This is a genomic window from Pseudomonas helmanticensis (genome assembly GCF_900182985.1).
GTDB lineage: Bacteria > Pseudomonadota > Gammaproteobacteria > Pseudomonadales > Pseudomonadaceae > Aquipseudomonas > Aquipseudomonas helmanticensis.
The window spans coordinates 1,146,033-1,162,887 of record NZ_FXUY01000002.1; the positions used below are offsets into that span (position 1 = coordinate 1,146,033).

Sequence of the window (16,855 nt, forward strand, 5' to 3'; positions counted from 1 at the left end):
ATTGCGCGTCTGAAGGACTCAGAACAGCTTGCGGCCCTTGTTGGCGGCAATGCGCATGCGCAGCGCGTTGAGCTTGATGAAGCCCGCCGCGTCGGCCTGGTTGTAAGCACCGCCATCTTCTTCGAAGGTCGCGATGTTGGCATCGAACAGCGAATCGTCGGACTTGCGGCCGGTAACGATCACGTTGCCTTTGTACAGCTTCAGGCGAACCACACCGTTCACGTTGACCTGCGAAGCGTCGATCATCTGTTGCAGCATCAGACGCTCAGGGCTCCACCAGTAACCGGTATAGATCAGGCTGGCGTATTTCGGCATCAGCTCGTCTTTCAGGTGAGCGACTTCGCGGTCGAGGGTGATCGACTCAATGGCGCGGTGAGCGCGCAGCATGATGGTGCCGCCCGGGGTTTCGTAGCAGCCACGGGATTTCATGCCGACGTAACGGTTTTCGACGATGTCGAGACGACCGATACCGTGGGCACCACCGATCTTGTTCAGCGTCGCCAGCACGGTGGCCGGGGTCATTTCGACGCCGTCCAGTGCCACGATATCGCCGTTACGGTAGGTCAGTTCCAGATATTGTGGTTTGTCAGGAGCGTTCTCCGGGGAGACGGTCCATTTCCACATGTCTTCTTCGTGCTCGGTCCAGGTGTCTTCCAGCACGCCGCCTTCATAGGAGATGTGCAGCAGGTTGGCGTCCATCGAGTACGGTGACTTCTTCTTGCCGTGACGCTCGATAGGGATCGCGTGCTTCTCGGCGTAGTCCATCAGCTTCTCGCGGGACAGCAGGTCCCACTCACGCCATGGAGCAATGACTTTTACGCCAGGCTTGAGTGCGTAGGCACCCAGCTCGAAACGCACCTGGTCGTTGCCCTTGCCGGTGGCGCCATGGGAAATGGCGTCAGCGCCGGTTTCGTTGGCGATTTCGATCAGACGTTTGGCGATCAGCGGACGTGCGATGGAAGTACCCAGCAGGTACTCACCTTCGTAAACGGTGTTGGCGCGGAACATCGGGAACACGAAATCACGCACGAATTCTTCGCGCAGATCGTCGATGTAGATTTCTTTGACGCCCATGGCCTGAGCCTTGGCGCGGGCCGGCTCGACCTCTTCGCCTTGACCGAGATCAGCGGTGAAGGTCACCACTTCACAGTTATAAGTATCCTGCAGCCACTTGAGGATCACCGAAGTGTCCAGGCCGCCGGAATACGCCAGAACGACCTTGTTTACGTCCGCCATGCCATCACTCCACGGGGTTCTACGGAAAGCCGAGGAGTCTACCGCCCAAACGCGATAATTTACAGAGGCGCGACAGCTTAAGACGACAAAGCGACAGAATCTGTCGAGAGCGCGACGATGACCGGCGGGTCAGGAAGTCGCCGCAGTACTGGCTGGAGTGCTCGCTTGCGGTGCCGGAGTGGTGATGGGAGCCACGCGCGCCAGTTTGACATTGACCCGGCGGTTTTTCGCGCGATTGGCCGCATTGGTGTTCGGCACGATGGGGTATTGCTCGCCATGGAAACGCACGGTGATCTGCGATTCCTGAATGCCGTTGGCCTTGAAGAAGTCGACCACCGCCAGCGCCCGACGGCGCGACAGTTCACGATTGGTCAGGCGATTGCCGCTGTTGTCGGAATGGCCGTCGAGTTCGATGTGATTGACCGTCGGATCGGCCTTCATGTATTCGAGCATCACTTGCAGCCTGGCCTTGGCGGCGGCATCAAGGTCAACGCCCTCGCCGGGGAAGCCAATCTGCGACTGCTTGATCTGCTCGAAATTCTGCGGCAGCAATTTCGCCACGCAGGTCTGGTAATCGTTGAACGCCTTGCTGAACTTGACCGGCAATAAACGCACTTCCGAGACGCGGCCATCGCCCGAGGCACGGCGCACTACCGGGCTGCGCCCGTCCAGCAGACCACTGATCAGACCGCCGGCCTGCGACTGTGAGCTACTGAACAGCACGTTGCCACTGCCGAGCCTCACGGAGCCCAGATTGATGTCACCACGCCCCGGCTGCCAAGGTGCAGCCGCCGCGAGCAACGTCGCCGAACCACCGCCAAGCATGGCGTTGTAGGCGTTCAGACGAAAGATCGCCTGCTCGCCCGCTTTGCGCACGAATTCGCCCGAGCCGAAGTCGGTGATCGGCTGGGTCAGGCGGCATTCGAACTTGTCGCCGGCGACCGTCCACTCAATGTTCTCCAGACGGGTCTGGTACGTGAGCGCCATCGCGGGGAGGCTGGCAAACACACTGAGCAAGGCTAAATAACGCTGGCGCACGGGAGGCTCCATTGGCTTCTGAAACACAAAGACCGATTCACACTATGTTTACGGCATACCTACGGGATATCGGAAGCTTCCCGCAAAACTTGATAGCGAGTGCCTGCAAGAGTCTTTTCCGGTAGCATTCGCCTCAGTTTGACCCGCCTGGAATCCCCTCATGTCCGACCGCCTGACCCTGCTGCGTCCCGACGACTGGCATATTCATCTTCGCGATGGTGCCGTGTTGACCAATACCGTTGCCGATGTTGCGCGCACTTTTGGCCGCGCGATCATCATGCCCAACCTGGTACCTCCGGTGCGCAACGCCGCTGAAGCCGACGGCTATCGCCAGCGGATCCTCACTGCCCGCCCGGCCGGCAGTCGCTTTGAGCCGCTGATGGTGCTGTACCTCACCGACCGTACCCAGCCCGAAGAAATTCGTGAAGCCAAGGCCAGTGGTTTTGTCTACGCCGCCAAGCTCTACCCGGCCGGCGCGACCACCAACTCCGATTCCGGCGTGACCAGCATCGACAAGATTCTGCCGGCGATCGAGGCCATGGCCGAAGTCGGCATGCCGCTGTTGATCCACGGTGAAGTCACCCGTGGCGACGTCGATGTGTTCGACCGCGAAAAGATTTTCATCGATGAGCACATGCGCCGTGTCGTCGAGCGCTTTCCAACGCTCAAAGTGGTGTTCGAACACATCACCACCGCTGACGCCGTGCAGTTCGTCAACGAGGCTTCGGCCAACGTTGGTGCAACCATCACCGCGCATCACCTGCTCTACAACCGCAACCACATGCTGGTGGGCGGCATTCGGCCGCACTTCTATTGCCTGCCGATCCTCAAGCGCAACACGCATCAGGAGGCCCTGCTCGATGCCGCCACCAGCGGCAGCGCGAAGTTCTTTCTTGGCACCGATTCGGCACCGCACGCCCAGCACGCCAAGGAAGCCGCTTGCGGTTGCGCCGGCTGCTACACCGCGTACGCTGCCATCGAAATGTATGCCGAAGCCTTCGAACAGCGTAACGCGCTGGACAAGCTCGAAGCCTTCGCCAGCCTCAACGGCCCGCGTTTCTACGGCCTGCCGGCAAACACCGATCGCATCACCCTGGTTCGTGAAGAATGGACCGCCCCGACCAGCCTGCCATTCGGCGAGCTGACCGTTATCCCGCTGCGCGCCGGTGAAAAACTGCGCTGGCGCCTGCTGGAGGAACACGCGTGAGTGAAGACCATTTCGACGACGAACTGGACGGTCAAAGTGGCGGCGGCGGTTCCCGTCACCCGATGGCAGCACGTTTTCGTGGCTACCTGCCGGTTGTCGTCGACGTAGAAACCGGTGGCTTCAACTCGGCCACCGATGCGCTGCTGGAGATTGCTGCGACCACCATCGCCATGGATGAAAAGGGCTTTGTTTACCCGGATCACACCTACTTCTTCCGCGTTGAGCCGTTTGAAGGCGCCAATATCGAAGCAGCGGCGCTGGAATTCACCGGGATCAAACTCGATCACCCGCTGCGCATGGCCGTCAGCGAAGAAACCGCGCTGACCGACATCTTCCGTGGCATCCGCAAGGCGCTGAAGGCCAACGGCTGCAAGCGTGCGATTCTGGTTGGCCACAACAGCAGCTTCGACCTCGGCTTCCTCAACGCTGCGGTCGCGCGACTGGACATGAAGCGCAACCCGTTCCACCCGTTCTCCAGCTTCGACACCGCGACGCTGGCCGGTCTGGCGTACGGTCAAACCGTACTGGCGAAAGCCTGCCAGGCCGCCGACATCGATTTCGACGGCCGTGAAGCGCACTCCGCGCGTTACGACACCGAGAAAACCGCTGAGCTGTTCTGTGGCATCGTCAACCGCTGGAAACAGATGGGCGGCTGGGAAGATTTCGACGACTGATCCTCGTTGAGTAAATCCCGCGCATAAAAAAACCGGCCACGTGGGCCGGTTTTTTTCTACCTCGACGTTGCGCCTTACAGGGCAGCAGCGTTCTCGGTCAGGTAGGCAGCAACGCCTTCTGGCGAAGCGTTCATGCCTTTGTCGCCTTTTTTCCAGTTGGCAGGGCAGACTTCGCCGTGCTCTTCGTGGAATTGCAGAGCGTCGACCAGACGGATCAGCTCTTCCATGTTACGGCCCAGCGGCAGGTCGTTGATGATCTGCGAGCGGACAACGCCTTTGTCGTCGATCAGGAACGCGCCACGGAACGCTACGCCGCCTTCGGATTCAACGTCGTAGGCCTTGGCGATGTCGTGCTTCATGTCGGCAGCCATGGTGTATTTCACCTGGCCGATGCCGCCATTGTTCACTGGGGTGTTGCGCCATGCGTTGTGAGTGAAGTGCGAGTCGATCGACACAGCGATCACTTCAACGTTGCGTGCCTTGAAGTCAGCCATGCGGTTGTCCAGAGCGATCAGCTCGGACGGGCAGACGAAGGTGAAGTCCAGTGGGTAGAAGAACACCAGGCCGTATTTGCCTTTGATGGCCGAGGACAGGGTGAAGCTGTCAACGATCTCGCCATTGCCGAGTACGGCCGGGACGGTGAAGTCAGGGGCTTGTTTGCCTACGAGTACGCTCATTGATATCTCCTGGTGTAAAAACTTGAAGTTCAGGGTCCGGGCCAGCCTGCCACCCTCAGGCGACAGCCCTGTGACACGAACCCCCTTCGCAAGGGCCGACCATCATACACTGCGTTTTTCGCCTGTCCTTAACGGTTTTTGAAAGGAAGCGGATAACCCCGCTGCATTTACGGGGCCAGGCAAATTGCCAGTCACCACCGTTCGTCAGTCACCGCTGTCAATCGGCGAAAGCCTTCCGAAAGCACTTTGACAATCATTCTCGTTAACATTAAGATCCACCGCAATTGAGTCACAACCAGCGACGGTTCTCACTTATGTATGTTTGTCTCTGCACTGGCGTCACCGACGGACAGATCCGCGAAGCGATCTATGAAGGTTGCTGCAGCTATAAAGAAGTTCGCCAGGCTACCGGCGTCGCCAGCCAATGCGGCAAATGTGCCTGCCTTGCCAAGGAAGTCGTACGCGAAACCCTGACCAAGCTGCAAACCGCTCAGGCCGCGATCCCCTATCCGGTAGAATTTACCGCTGCGTAATTACCCCTATTTCAAAGAACCGGACTAATGTCCGGTTTTTTTATGCCTGCAAATCAATCGGTTACGCTCTAGACGCGGAACACAAACATTCTTATTCCGATTAATTTTCATATATTATTCAATAACTTAGGTTTGACACATATAAATACGAAGCTCAAACTCTGCCGTATATACAGCTATTACAGGGCAGGACTCCGATCATGAAAGGCGACATTACAGTCATCCAGCATCTCAACAAGATCCTTGCCAATGAGCTGGTCGCGATCAATCAGTACTTCCTGCATGCCCGCATGTATGAAGATTGGGGCCTGAACAAGCTCGGCAAGCACGAATACAAAGAATCCATCGATGAGATGAAGCACGCGGACAAGCTGATCAAGCGCATCCTGTTCCTCGAAGGCCTGCCGAACGTGCAGGATCTGGGCAAGCTGCACATCGGCGAGCACACCAAGGAAATGCTTGAGTGCGACCTGCGCATCGAGAAGACCGGCCACGCTGACCTGAAGACCGCGATCGCACATTGCGAAACCGTTGGCGACTTCGGCAGCCGTGAACTGCTCGAAGACATTCTCGAATCCGAAGAAGAACATATCGACTGGCTGGAAACCCAACTGGGCCTGATCGATAAAATCGGTCTTGAGAACTATCTGCAATCGCAGATGGGCGAAGAGTAAGTTAGCGCTCGCTAAACTCGAGACACTAAAAAGCCCCGCCCTCTTTCGAGGCGCGGGGCTTTTTATTGCCCGGATTGCGGTCAATACCATAATCCCTGTGGGAGCCAGCCTTCTGGCGATAGCGTCATGTCAGCCGACAACGTCGTCAGCGGCAGAAAGCATTCGCGAGCAGGCTCGCTCCCACAAAAGCCGGATCAGGCTTCGGACTTGTTCGCCGCTGCCGCTTCAACAGCCGCCTTGATGGTGCTTTGCAGCGAACCGTCTGCAGCCATCTCGGTCATGATGTCGCTACCGCCGACCAGCTCGCCGCCGACCCACAGTTGCGGGAAAGTCGGCCAGTTGGCGTACTTGGGCAGGTTGGCGCGGATTTCCGGGTTCTGCAGGATGTCCACGTACGCAAACTTTTCGCCACACGCCATCACAGACTGCGCAGCTTTCGCGGAGAAGCCGCACTGCGGGGCATTCGGCGAGCCTTTCATGTAAAGCAGAATGGTATTGTTGGCAATCTGCTCTTTAATCGTTTCGATGATATCCATGGAGCACCTCGGCTGAACTTTCCGACTCATGGGTCGGCACGGTGACGCATTGTAACGGAATCCCGAGCGCCATGCTCGGTCTCCCCGACAGACCTGCTCAAGCCGCCGCCACCGTCACCGGCACGCCATTGAGCGCCGCGTTGCCCGACAATTCGTCGAGCTGACATTCATCGGTCAGGTCATTGGCGCTCGAACCTGGCTGACCACTGGCAATCGCCATCTGCACGCCCGGTCGCGCATGGCCCCAACCGTGCGGCAGGCTGACCACGCCTTTCATCATGTCCAGACTGCCGAGCACTTCCACTTCAATCTGCCCGACCCGCGAGCTGACCCGCACCAACTGACCGTCGTTAAGGCCACGATTGGCAAGGTCTTCCGGGTGCATCAGCAGCTGGTGACGCGGCTTGCCCTTCACCAAACGGTGGTAGTTGTGCATCCACGAGTTGTTACTGCGCACATGGCGGCGGCCAATCATCAACAGTTCATCGGCCGCTGGCGCCTGCAAGGCAGCGAAGCGTGCGAGATCGCCAAGGATCTCTGGCGGCGCAGCCTGCACCCGCTGGTTCGGTGTTTTCAGGCGCGTCGCCAGATTCGCTTTCAACGCGCCCAGATCAATGCCGTGGGGATGATCGAACAGTGTCGCCAACGAAAGTTTCTGCTCGGAGGCGTCACCGTACAGGCCCATGCGCAAACCCATGTCGATCATCTTCGCCGGCGGCATCGTTGGCTTCAGTTCTTTACCGGTCTTCTCGGCGAAAGCCTTGGCCAGGCCAACAAAAATCTCCCAGTCGTGCAACGCGCCTTCGGGTTTGGCGAGGATCGCGCGATTGAAGCGAGTAACGTTACGCACCGCGAACAGGTTGAACGTGGTGTCGTAGTGATCATTCTCCAGCGCCGAGGTCGACGGCAGGATCAGGTCGGCGTAACGCGTGGTTTCATTGATGTACAGATCGATGCTGAGCATGAATTCCAGGCCGTCCAGTGCCTGTTCCAGTTGCCGCCCGTTCGGGGTCGACAACACCGGATTGCCGGCCACGGTGATCAGTGCACGGATCTGCCCCTCGCCTTCGGTGAGCATCTCTTCGGCCAGCGCCGAGACCGGTAGCTCGCCGCCGTATTCCGGACGCCCGGAAACCCGGCTCTGCCATTTGTTGAAATGCCCGCCGGAGGTTGACGCCACCAGATCCACGGCCGGCTCGGTGCACAACGCGCCGCCAACGCGGTCGAGGTTGCCGGTGACCAGATTGATCAACTGCACCACCCAGTGACACAGCGTGCCGAACGCCTGCGTGGAAACCCCCATACGTCCATAACAAACCGCACTCGGCGCCGCAGCGAAGTCACGGGCCAGTTGGCGGATCTGCTCGGCAGGAACCGCGCACAACGGGCTCATGGTCTCGGCCGTAAATGTCGCCACCGCAGCGCGGACCTCGTACAGGCCATCAACCGGCAAATGACTGTCGCGAGTCAGGCCTTCGCTGAACAAGGTGTTGAGCAGGCCAAACAACAACGCCGCATCACCGCCCGGACGGACGAACAGATGCTGATCGGCCATCGCCGCCGTCTCGCTGCGCCGAGGGTCGACCACCACGACCTTACCACCGCGTGCCTGAATCGCTTTTAAACGTTTCTCAACATCTGGCACGGTCATGATGCTGCCGTTGGAGGCCAGCGGATTACCGCCGAGGATCAGCATGAAATCGGTGTGGTCGATGTCCGGAATCGGCAGCAGCAGGCCGTGGCCGTACATCAGATAACTGCTCAGGTGATGCGGTAACTGATCGACCGACGTCGCCGAGAAGCGATTACGCGTCTTCAGCAAACCGAGGAAATAATTGCTGTGGGTCATCAACCCGTAATTGTGCACGCTCGGGTTGCCCTGATAGACCGCCACGGCGTTCTGCCCATGCCGCTCCTGGATCGTCGCCAGTTTCTCCGCCACCAGCGCAAACGCCTCGTCCCACTCGATCGGCAGCCACTCGCTGCCAACTCGGCGCATTGGCTGGCGCAGGCGGTCCGGATCGTTCTGGATATCTTGCAGCGCCACAGCCTTGGGGCAGATGTGGCCACGACTGAAGGTGTCGAGCGCATCGCCCTTGATCGAGGTGATCGCGACATTGCCATCGGTTTCGGTGGTCTCGATGGTCAGCCCGCAAATGGCTTCGCACAGGTGGCAGGCACGGTGATGGAGAGTCTTGGTCATGGCCAGTCTCTGTCTTGTTCTGGGCGGGCAATCACGCCCGCGGGAACAAAACTATGGCCCCGGCGCAGGTTAGGCGCCAGCGACGTTCGTCTTGTGAATCGCCGACTATCAGGTGCGCAGATACACCGCCATGTTCAACTGGAGGGCAGCTGAGGCGGCGCGGCCAGCTGGATTTCCTGGATGGTTTCGATCTGCTCGTGGGCGACGTGTACGCCGGTGAGTTCGCCGATCAACCGCCAGTGCTCGTCAAGCCCGGCACTGATGGTGGCCATGCGATCAATCATGTGGCGGCCGGCAGTCTTCACCACTTCGTCTTCGCTGCGCAGCAGTTCGAAGGACATAGAGGTGACCGACGCGGTGAGATGGGTCAGAGAGCGAGCCGTGTGGCCCAGCAATTCCATTAACAATTTTTCTTTCGATTCCATGCGGAGGCTTCCTGCGTCGCTCGAAAGGTATTTATAACCCAGCACTTTGCTTTAGCAAATGTTTCAGGCTGGCCATCCGACCAAGCGAATCCATAACCGGCCAGTCTTAAACCGACCAGAGTGGCACCATCCCCGCCACGCTGGATTGCCAAGCCCCGCGAGGCCAGTGTACAAAGGGGCTCGCTGCTGCCTGAACCCGGCTTCAAATGCGCGACTGCAACATCCAGTGCGCTCTTCGATTCCCGCAAAAACCGTAGCCTATTGGAAAAACGCGACATTTAGTGTCAATATCGCGCCTCCCCCTATTTCGTCGCCCCGTGCGGCTTACGCCGCAGGTCTCGCCCGTTGTTCCGTTAAACAAGGCCTTGAGCATCTGCGGTTTGTAGCAAAAAGGTAGTCAATGATGAGCGCAAGGCACTTTCTCTCCCTGATGGATTGCACGCCCGAAGAGCTGGTCAGCGTGATTCGTCGAGGCGTTGAGCTCAAGGACCTGCGTAACCGCGGCGTACTGTTCGAGCCTCTGAAAAACCGCGTGCTGGGCATGATTTTCGAGAAATCCTCGACCCGTACGCGGATTTCGTTCGAGGCGGGCATGATCCAGCTCGGTGGCCAGGCGATCTTCCTGTCGCCACGCGACACTCAACTGGGCCGTGGCGAGCCGATCGGTGATTGCGCCATCGTCATGTCGAGCATGCTCGACGCGGTGATGATCCGCACCTTTGCCCACAGCACATTGACCGAATTCGCTGCCAATTCGCGCGTGCCGGTAATCAACGGCCTGTCCGATGATCTGCACCCGTGCCAGTTGCTGGCCGACATGCAGACGTTCCTTGAGCACCGTGGTTCGATCCAGGGCAAGACCGTGGCCTGGATCGGCGACGGCAACAACATGTGCAACAGCTATATAGAAGCGGCCATCCAGTTCGACTTCCAGTTGCGCATTGCTTGCCCGGAAGGCTATGAACCCAACCCTGAATTCGTCGCCAAGGCTGGCGATCGCGTGACCATCGTCCGCGATCCGCAGGACGCCGTGCGCGGCGCACATCTGGTCAGCACCGACGTCTGGACTTCGATGGGCCAGGAAGAGGAAACTGCCAAGCGCCTCAAGCTGTTCGCCCCGTTCCAGGTCAACCGTGCCCTGCTCGACCTCGCTGCCGAGGACGTGCTGTTCATGCACTGCTTGCCTGCGCACCGTGGCGAAGAAATCAGCCTCGACCTGCTCGATGACCCGCGCTCCGTCGCCTGGGATCAGGCAGAAAACCGTCTCCACGCACAGAAGGCCCTGCTCGAGTTCCTCGTCGAACCGGCATATCACCACGCATGAGCCATGAATTACTGCTGAACCTGCGCAACCTCGCTTGCGGCTACCAAGATCAACGTGTGGTGCAGAACCTCAATCTGCACCTCAACGCCGGTGACATCGGCTGCCTGCTCGGCTCGTCCGGCTGCGGTAAGACCACCACCCTGCGCGCCATCGCCGGTTTCGAACCGGTGCACGAAGGTGAAATCACCCTCGGTGGCGAAACCATCTCCAGCGCCGGCTTTACCCTCGCTCCGGAGAAACGCCGGATCGGCATGGTATTCCAGGATTACGCGCTGTTTCCGCACCTGAGCGTCGCCGACAACATCGCCTTCGGTATCCGCAAGCATCCGAACAAGGCGCGCGTCACCGAAGAGCTGCTCGAACTGGTCAACCTGAAAAACCTCGGCAAGCGCTTCCCGCACGAGTTGTCCGGCGGCCAGCAGCAACGTGTCGCCCTCGCCCGCGCCTTGGCACCCGAGCCGCAATTGCTGCTGCTCGACGAACCCTTCTCCAACCTCGATGGCGAGTTGCGCCGCAAACTGAGTCATGAGGTGCGCGACATTCTCAAGGCCCGCGGCACCAGCGCGATTCTGGTGACCCACGACCAGGAAGAAGCCTTTGCCGTCAGCGATCACGTTGGTGTGTTCAAGGAAGGTCGACTGGAACAGTGGGACACGCCGTACAACCTGTATCACGAGCCGGCGACGCCATTCGTGGCCAGTTTCATCGGTCAGGGTTACTTCGTTCGCGGCCAGCTCGGCAGCCCCGAATCGGTGCAGACCGAACTGGGCGTACTGCGCGGCAACCGCGCGTATGGGTGGCCGATTGGCGGGGCTGTTGATGTATTACTGCGTCCGGATGACATTGTTTATGCGCCGGATAGTGAGTTGAAAGCACGGATTGTTGGCAAGACGTTCCTGGGGGCTTCGACCTTGTATCGCCTGCAACTGCCGACTGGAGCGCAGCTGGAATCGATTTTTCCGAGCCATGCGGATCATCAGGTCGGCGCGGAAGTAGGGATTCGGGTTGCGGCTGAACATCTCGTATTGTTTCAGGCATCCGGCAGCACCGCTGCGCAGATTCCGGCAGTTGAGAACGGCGTCCGCCGCTACAGCACTGCGCTTTAAAGATTAAAAGATCGCAGCCTTCGGCAGCTCCTACATTGATCCCTGCAGGAGCTGCCGAAGGCTGCGATCTTTTAGCGTTTAACCGAGGATCAGGGTGCCGCTCGCAACGAGCGTCGCATGTCCGCCGATCTTCACTCGCTCACCTTCCAGCCGACAGAACAACTCACCACCCCGCGCCGAACGCTGGCATGCGGTCAAACTGGATTTTCCCAGACGCTTGGACCAATACGGTATCAGGCTGCAATGCGTCGACCCGGTGACCGGATCCTCATTGATACCAATCGCCGGGGCGAAATAGCGCGAGACGAAATCATGCTGATTACCACGCGCTGTGACGATTGCGCCCAACCACGGCAGCTTGGCCAACGCGACCATGTCCGGCTTGCAATCAAGCACCGCCTGCTCCGACTCCAGCACCACAAACAGTTCGTTGGAGCCCAGCACATCAACCGCTTCGACCCCCAATGCGCGCCCGACATCCAGCGTCACGCCAATCTCTGACGGTACGATCGACGGGAAGTCCAGCCACAAGCGACCCGCTTCACGGCTGACACTCAACAGCCCGGACTTGCAGGTGAAGTCGATACGCTCGGCTGTTTCCTGGTAGATCTCGAACAGCACATAAGCACTGGCCAGCGTGGCGTGCCCGCACAGCGGCACTTCGGTGGTCGGGGTGAACCAGCGGATATGCCAGGCCGATCCCTCACGCACCAGAAACGCGGTTTCCGCCAGATTGTGTTCGGCAGCGATCTTCTGCATCAGCTCATCGGCGAGCCACGCATCGAGCCGATAGACCATCGCCGGGTTGCCACTGAACGGCCGATCACTGAATGCGTCGACCTGATGAAACTCGAGCTGCATAACTTTCTCCCTGGGTCAGTCGGCAAAGCATGCAGCGCGTGACGGATCAGCGCCAGTGACAGAACCGGCCAATTTTCTTCATACAGCGGGGCGAACGTCAGGCGCGGCCGATGTCGGCGAATTTGGCCTGGGTGTGTTCGGCGAGAATCGCCGGGGCCAACTCGACTTCCAGGCCACGCCGACCGGCACTGACATAAATAGTCGCAAAACCCTGAGCCGAGTTATCAATGAAGGTGCGCAGGCGTTTCTTCTGCCCCAACGGGCTGATGCCGCCCAGCAGATAACCGCTGGAACGCTGTGCTGCTGCGGGGTCAGCCATTTCGACTTTCTTCACTCCCGCGGCATGCGCCAGACCTTTCAGGTCGAGACTTCCGACGACCGGCACCACCGCCACCAGCAGCTCACCTTTTTCGCTGGCCGCCAGCAACGTTTTAAACACCTGCGCCGGCTCAAGTGCCAGTTTTTCTGCGGCCTCCAGCCCATAGGAGGCAGCCTTCGGGTCATGTTCGTAACTGTGCACGCGATGTTCGGCACGAACTTTTTTCAACAAGTCCAACGCAGGGGTCATGGCAGCTCCAGGCTCGGCAGTGACTGAAAAATCCTCCGGCGGATTCTAGGTGATCAGCCCTCAAAAGGCTCTATTCCAAGCCACGATTCCTGTGGCTTACAGGCATTTCGAGCGCGTCGTCCCAGCGCCATGGCAGAGGATCATTCACCCAGCGAATAGTTATATTGTGACCGGTAGTTCACTTTCGACCTTTGACAGGTTTGTTTCTTGTCTATATTTTTTCGAATCTGAATAATGTAAGAATTATCATCATTGCAGCACCCAGCAGTAAACCGGCAATGGAATGGGGATTCCTACCCGGCGAAAATCGCGCTCTGCCGTATCGGCAATGCGCCAGACAACAACAAAAACCGAGGTTTTCAATGACAACTGCTTTACAGCAACCATCGCTTTCGAGCCAATGCATGGCCGAGTTTCTGGGTACTGCACTGCTCATCTTTTTTGGTACCGGCTGTGTCGCCGCGCTCAAAGTCGCGGGCGCCAGCTTCGGCCTGTGGGAAATCAGCATCATTTGGGGCGTCGGCGTGAGCATGGCGATCTACCTCACGGCCGGGGTTTCCGGCGCGCACTTGAACCCGGCTGTCAGCATCGCCCTGGCAATCTTCGCCGACTTTGAAAAGCGCAAACTGCCCTTCTATATTCTTGCGCAGATCGCTGGCGCCTTCTGCGGTGCGCTGTTGGTTTACACGCTGTACAGCAATCTATTCTTCGATTACGAACAAACTCACCAAATGGTTCGTGGCTCGGCCGCCAGCCTTGAGTTGGCTTCGGTGTTCTCGACCTTCCCGAACCCGGTGCTGTCGACGGCCCAGGCTTTCCTGGTCGAGATGATCATCACCGCGATCCTGATGGGCGTGATCATGTCCCTCACCGACGACAACAACGGCTTGCCGAAAGGCCCGCTGGCGCCGCTGCTGATCGGCTTGCTGATCGCCGTGATCGGCAGTTCGATGGGCCCCCTGACCGGGTTCGCGATGAACCCGGCGCGTGACTTCGGTCCGAAACTGATGACTTTCTTCGCTGGCTGGGGTGAAATTTCCTTCACTGGCGGCCGCGATATTCCGTACTTCCTGATTCCGATTTTTGCACCGATTGTCGGTGCCTGCCTCGGCGCTGCCGGGTATCGCGGGCTCATCGCCCGTCACCTGACCGGCGCCACACCTGCTACAAAGGATGCAGAACCGGCCATTGACGGCAAACCAAGAACTTCTTGAAACAGTCGGCGCAGGCTCCTGCCAATCCGAGCCTGCGCCACGGCCCACTCTCCCTTATTTCGTCCAAGGCAATCGACATGACCGACATTCAGAATAAGAACTACATCATTGCCCTCGATCAGGGTACGACCAGCTCCCGCGCGATCATTTTCGACCGCGATGCGAACGTGGTCTGCACCGCGCAGCGCGAGTTCGCCCAGCATTACCCGCAAGCCGGTTGGGTCGAACACGATCCGATGGAAATCTTCGCCACCCAAAGCGCGGTGATGGTTGAAGCGCTGGCGCAAGCCGGTCTGCATCACGATCAGGTCGCCGCCATCGGCATCACCAACCAGCGTGAAACCACTGTGGTCTGGGACAAGACCACCGGTCGCCCGGTGTACAACGCCATTGTCTGGCAGTGCCGCCGCAGCACCGAGATCTGCCAGCAGCTCAAGCGCGATGGCCATGAGCAATACATCAGCGACACCACCGGTCTGGTCACCGACCCGTACTTCTCCGGCACCAAACTGAAGTGGATCCTCGACAACGTCGAAGGCAGCCGCGAGCGTGCGCGCAACGGCGAACTGCTGTTCGGCACCGTCGATAGCTGGCTGATCTGGAAATTCACCGGCGGCAAGGTACACGTCACCGACTACACCAACGCCTCGCGCACCATGCTCTTCAACATCCATTCGCTGGAGTGGGATTCGAAGATGCTGGAAATCCTCGACATCCCGCGCGAAATGCTCCCGGAAGTGAAGGCCTCTTCGGAAATCTACGGTCGCACTAAAAGCGGCATCGCCATCGGCGGTATCGCCGGCGATCAACAAGCCGCCCTGTTCGGCCAGATGTGCGTCGAGCCAGGCCAGGCGAAAAACACCTACGGCACCGGTTGCTTCCTGCTGATGAACACTGGCGACAAAGCGGTGAAATCGCAGCACGGCATGCTTACCACCATCGCTTGCGGCCCGCGTGGCGAAGTCGCTTATGCACTGGAAGGCGCGGTATTCAACGGCGGTTCGACCGTGCAGTGGCTGCGTGATGAACTGAAGATCATCAACGACGCCCACGACACCGAATACTTCGCCAATAAAGTGAAGGACAGCAATGGCGTATACCTGGTACCGGCATTCACCGGTCTCGGCGCTCCGTACTGGGACCCGTATGCCCGTGGCGCGCTGTTCGGCCTGACACGCGGTGTGCGCGTCGATCACATCATCCGCGCCGCACTGGAATCGATCGCCTACCAAACCCGCGACGTGCTCGACGCCATGCAACAGGACTCCGGCGAACGCCTCAAAGCCCTGCGCGTGGACGGCGGCGCGGTAGCGAACAACTTCCTCATGCAGTTCCAGGCCGACATCCTCGGCACCCAGGTTGAGCGCCCGCAAATGCGCGAAACCACGGCACTCGGAGCCGCGTATCTGGCCGGTCTGGCGTGCGGTTTCTGGGGCAGCCTGGAGGAACTGCGTGGCAAAGCGGTAATCGAGCGCGAGTTCGAACCGAGCCTCGACGAAGTCGCCAAGGAGAAGCTGTATAAAGGCTGGAAAAAAGCCGTCAGCCGCACCCGCGACTGGGCGCGTGAAGACGCTGAATAAGCCAACCTTAGGACTGGCTAAAGCGGTCCAAACAGCGTGAAAGCGTAGCGAGCGAAGGCAAGCCAAGGCAAAAACAGGCGAGGACGCGGAGTTTACGGGTTTGTAAATGAGCAGTCCGAGCCTGTTTTTAACGCAGGATGGCCGAGCGCAGTAGCTTTCACGTTGTTTGGAAACTGGTCGGGAGCGGATTCCTGCGTCATCATGGGCAAATTTTGCACGGCAGCCCAAAGGAAGCCCCATGAATCTGCCTCCCCGTCAGCAGCAAATCCTCGAGCTGGTCCGCGAACGCGGCTATGTGAGCATCGAGGAAATGGCCACGCTGTTCGTTGTTACCCCGCAAACCATCCGCCGCGACATCAATCAGCTCGCGGAAGCCAATCTGCTGCGTCGCTACCATGGCGGCGCCGCCTATGATTCCAGCGTCGAAAACACTGCCTATGCGATGCGCGCCGATCAGATGCGCGATGAAAAACAACGCATCGGTGAAGCCATCGCCGCACAGATTCCCGATCACGCCTCGCTGTTCATCAATATCGGCACGACGACCGAGTCGATCGCCCGCGCCCTGCTCAATCACAACCACCTGAAGATCATCACCAACAACCTGCACGTAGCGTCGATGCTCAGTGCCAAGGATGACTTCGACGTGCTGCTGACCGGCGGCAACGTGCGTCGTGATGGCGGTGTGGTCGGTCAGGCGAGCGTGGATTTCATCAATCAGTTCAAGGTTGATTTTGCCCTGGTCGGGATCAGCGGCATCGATGAAGACGGCAGCTTGCTCGACTTCGATTATCAGGAAGTGCGGGTTTCGCAGGCGATCATTGCCAATGCGCGACAGGTGATTCTGGCGGCGGACTCGAGCAAGTTCGGGCGTAATGCGATGATTCGGTTGGGGCCGATTAGTTTGATTGATTGTTTGGTGACGGATCAGCAGCCGGTGCCGGCGTTGGCGCAGTTGTTGAGTCAGCACAAGATTCGTCTGGAAGTGGTTTAACCCCC

At 59.0% G+C, this 16,855-nt stretch carries 17 protein-coding genes; 9 read left to right on the top strand and 8 right to left on the bottom strand.

The window, feature by feature from the left end; genetic code table 11:
- Positions 1–18: 18 nt before the first annotated feature.
- Both QOL84_RS27955 and QOL84_RS27960 read right to left on the bottom strand, forming a co-directional pair.
- The gene (locus tag QOL84_RS27955; RefSeq protein ID WP_129395322.1) at positions 19–1,236 is read right to left on the bottom strand and encodes an argininosuccinate synthase; all 1,218 of its coding nucleotides are present in this window, start codon (positions 1,234–1,236) and stop codon (positions 19–21) included.
- Between the two features lie 129 nt (positions 1,237–1,365).
- A complete protein-coding gene (locus QOL84_RS27960) occupies positions 1,366–2,274 on the bottom strand; it encodes a flagellar protein MotY (protein WP_283439316.1) in 909 nt (302 codons plus the stop codon).
- A gap of 160 nt (positions 2,275–2,434) precedes the next feature.
- Between QOL84_RS27960 and pyrC the strand changes: the two genes are divergently transcribed.
- Positions 2,435–3,481 (top strand): dihydroorotase, encoded by a 1,047-nt coding sequence (gene pyrC / locus QOL84_RS27965; RefSeq protein WP_283439317.1) that lies wholly within the window; start codon positions 2,435–2,437, stop codon positions 3,479–3,481.
- Complete coding sequence (gene rnt / locus QOL84_RS27970; RefSeq protein WP_007916667.1) at positions 3,478–4,155, top strand: ribonuclease T; 678 nt, start codon at positions 3,478–3,480, stop codon at positions 4,153–4,155. The genes pyrC and rnt overlap by 4 nt, the downstream gene beginning before the upstream one ends.
- Positions 4,156–4,229: 74 nt before the next feature.
- Here rnt and QOL84_RS27975 read toward each other — a convergent pair whose 3' ends face one another.
- On the bottom strand, positions 4,230–4,832 hold the full coding sequence (locus tag QOL84_RS27975) for a peroxiredoxin (protein WP_003227723.1): 603 nt from the start codon (positions 4,830–4,832) through the stop codon (positions 4,230–4,232).
- Positions 4,833–5,146: 314 nt separating this feature from the next.
- Here QOL84_RS27975 and QOL84_RS27980 point away from each other — a divergent pair, with 314 nt between their 5' ends.
- Complete coding sequence (locus tag QOL84_RS27980; protein ID WP_003227725.1) at positions 5,147–5,365, top strand: bacterioferritin-associated ferredoxin; 219 nt, start codon at positions 5,147–5,149, stop codon at positions 5,363–5,365.
- A gap of 200 nt (positions 5,366–5,565) precedes the next feature.
- A complete protein-coding gene (gene bfr, locus QOL84_RS27985; RefSeq protein ID WP_095123255.1) occupies positions 5,566–6,039 on the top strand; it encodes a bacterioferritin in 474 nt (157 codons plus the stop codon).
- Between the two features lie 194 nt (positions 6,040–6,233).
- Here the strand turns inward: bfr and grxD are convergent, their stop codons facing one another.
- From grxD to QOL84_RS28000, 3 genes are all read right to left on the bottom strand, one after another.
- Complete coding sequence (grxD, locus tag QOL84_RS27990; protein WP_129395324.1) at positions 6,234–6,575, bottom strand: Grx4 family monothiol glutaredoxin; 342 nt, start codon at positions 6,573–6,575, stop codon at positions 6,234–6,236.
- A 97-nt stretch (positions 6,576–6,672) separates the two neighbouring features.
- Entirely contained in the window at positions 6,673–8,778 is a 2,106-nt protein-coding gene (locus tag QOL84_RS27995) for a molybdopterin oxidoreductase family protein (RefSeq protein WP_283439318.1), read from the bottom strand.
- Between the two features lie 134 nt (positions 8,779–8,912).
- Positions 8,913–9,203 carry a hypothetical protein gene (locus tag QOL84_RS28000; protein ID WP_038369077.1) on the bottom strand — a complete coding sequence of 97 codons (291 nt, stop codon included), beginning with the start codon at positions 9,201–9,203 and terminating at the stop codon, positions 8,913–8,915.
- Positions 9,204–9,606: 403 nt separating this feature from the next.
- Between QOL84_RS28000 and argF the strand changes: the two genes are divergently transcribed.
- Both argF and QOL84_RS28010 read left to right on the top strand, forming a co-directional pair.
- A complete protein-coding gene (argF, locus tag QOL84_RS28005; RefSeq protein ID WP_100845205.1) occupies positions 9,607–10,527 on the top strand; it encodes an ornithine carbamoyltransferase in 921 nt (306 codons plus the stop codon).
- A complete protein-coding gene (locus QOL84_RS28010; protein ID WP_129395326.1) occupies positions 10,524–11,633 on the top strand; it encodes an ABC transporter ATP-binding protein in 1,110 nt (369 codons plus the stop codon). Before argF ends, QOL84_RS28010 begins: the two co-directional genes overlap by 4 nt.
- Before the next feature lie 78 nt (positions 11,634–11,711).
- Here QOL84_RS28010 and QOL84_RS28015 read toward each other — a convergent pair whose 3' ends face one another.
- Complete coding sequence (locus QOL84_RS28015) at positions 11,712–12,494, bottom strand: PhzF family phenazine biosynthesis protein (protein WP_283439319.1); 783 nt, start codon at positions 12,492–12,494, stop codon at positions 11,712–11,714.
- Positions 12,495–12,591: 97 nt separating this feature from the next.
- Complete coding sequence (ybaK, locus tag QOL84_RS28020; protein WP_129395328.1) at positions 12,592–13,062, bottom strand: Cys-tRNA(Pro) deacylase; 471 nt, start codon at positions 13,060–13,062, stop codon at positions 12,592–12,594.
- A gap of 362 nt (positions 13,063–13,424) precedes the next feature.
- Between ybaK and QOL84_RS28025 the strand changes: the two genes are divergently transcribed.
- From QOL84_RS28025 to QOL84_RS28035, 3 genes are all read left to right on the top strand, one after another.
- The gene (locus tag QOL84_RS28025) at positions 13,425–14,276 is read left to right on the top strand and encodes an MIP/aquaporin family protein (RefSeq protein ID WP_007916695.1); all 852 of its coding nucleotides are present in this window, start codon (positions 13,425–13,427) and stop codon (positions 14,274–14,276) included.
- Positions 14,277–14,353: 77 nt separating this feature from the next.
- Complete coding sequence (glpK, locus tag QOL84_RS28030) at positions 14,354–15,856, top strand: glycerol kinase GlpK (RefSeq protein ID WP_129395329.1); 1,503 nt, start codon at positions 14,354–14,356, stop codon at positions 15,854–15,856.
- A 238-nt stretch (positions 15,857–16,094) separates the two neighbouring features.
- Entirely contained in the window at positions 16,095–16,850 is a 756-nt protein-coding gene (locus tag QOL84_RS28035) for a DeoR/GlpR family transcriptional regulator (protein WP_007916700.1), read from the top strand.
- Positions 16,851–16,855 lie beyond the last annotated feature (5 nt).